The 1,569-nt window shown below is 61.8% G+C and carries 1 protein-coding gene; it reads right to left on the reverse strand.

Annotation, left to right across the window (positions count from 1 at the left end; all coding sequences use genetic code 11):
* The coding region (gene boxC, locus AC1DWI_RS22570) for a 2,3-epoxybenzoyl-CoA dihydrolase (protein WP_477725837.1) at positions 1-1,526 on the reverse strand (1,526 nt) is incomplete at its 3' end.
* Positions 1,527-1,569 lie beyond the last annotated feature (43 nt).

The following is a 1,569-nucleotide window of genomic DNA, read 5'->3' on the forward strand; positions in this document are numbered from 1 at the left end:
GTCATGGCGTCGGGCGAGAGCGAAGCACGCTCTTCCAGCATGATGCGGATCTCGTCTTCCCAGTCAATGTCGTCGGGCGTCAAGGTCACAAGGCCCAGCGCCAGCGCCTGATCAGCGCGCAGCGGGCTGTCGCCGAGTTTTTGCAACTGTGCAATGGTGGCATCGTCTTCGCAGAATCGGGTTTGCAGGCGCGTCAGGCCATTGACGGCGGGGAACCAGCCGAAGTTGGCCGGACTCAGTTGCAGCGCAGGCGCGGCGTCTGGTGAATCGGGCAAGTCCAGCATGTAGATGCGGTCGCAGGCCAGAGCCAGTTCGTAGAAAGTGCCGGCAAAGCACGAACCCGCATCGACCAGCGCAATCAGCGAACGGCTGGTGACGTCCAGCCGGGCCAGGGTGCGGCGCAGCGCACCCGTGGTTTCCTTGACCAGCCAGTGGTCTTTCAGTTTGGCCAGCGTTTCGTCCATGCGGATCACCTGGCCGGCATCGCCTGTGGTCTTGATGACCCAGGTGCCGACTTCCAGTTCGTTGGTGCGCAGGTTGAGGATGGCGTCATCCAGTTCGCGCTGCAATTTCAGCGGGTACCAGTTGGCGCCTGCGGCTTCGATGGCATCGGGCGTGGACTCAATGGCTGCGGCTGGCGCCTTCACCGTGATGGTGGCAATGCGCTTTTCACGGTCGACCTGCGCATCAACGAGGCTGTATCGGTAGCCGGCATCATCAATGACGGCCTTCAGCGGTGTGAGTTCAATGCCTTTTGAGGCTGCAGCCCTTGTAGACTGTGCGCGAAGTGCTTCAATTTCTGTAGCAAGCAGATCGCCAAACTGCTGCGGCTTGGCGTGGGCGTCGATCAGTTTCCAGTCCTTGGCGCGGTCGGCGCGCACGCCTTCGCTGGTGGTGCAGAAGATGTCTGCCAGATCGCGGCGCACCTTGCGCTTGTCGGTCACGCGGGTCAGGCCGCCAGTGCCGGGCAACACACCCAGCAAGGGCACTTCAGGCAGGCTGACGGTGGAAGAACGGTCGTCCACCATGATGATACGGTCACAGGCCAGGGCCAGCTCGTAGCCGCCGCCGGCACACGCGCCGGTCACGGAGGCAATCGCCTTGAGGCCGTCATGGCGCGAGGAGTCTTCCAGGCCGTTGCGGGTTTCGTTGGTGAATTTGCAGAAGTTGACCTTCCAGCCGTGCGTCGACAGGCCCAGCATGTAGATGTTGGCGCCCGAGCACCAGATCTTTTCCTTGCCCGACTCGAACACCACCACCTTGACGGCCGGGTGCTCAAAGCGCACACGGTTGATCGCGTCGTGCAGTTCGATGTCCACGCCGAGGTCATAGCTGTTGAGCTTGAGCTTGTAGCCGGGCTTGATGCCGCCGTCTTCGTTGATGTCCAGCTTCAGACGCGCGACGTCACCCTCCACGCTCAGCGTCCAGTGCTGGTATTTGCTGGGGTGGGTGGAGAAACTCACGAGCTCGCGCTCCTGGCCTTCGATGACCTGTTTGAATAAAAGCGGTTCTGTCATGGCGTTCATGGGGTGTCTCCGGTTATGCCCGTTCGACGGTGTCGCGGACGGT

The organism is Polaromonas sp. P3_C2, from assembly GCF_056402675.1.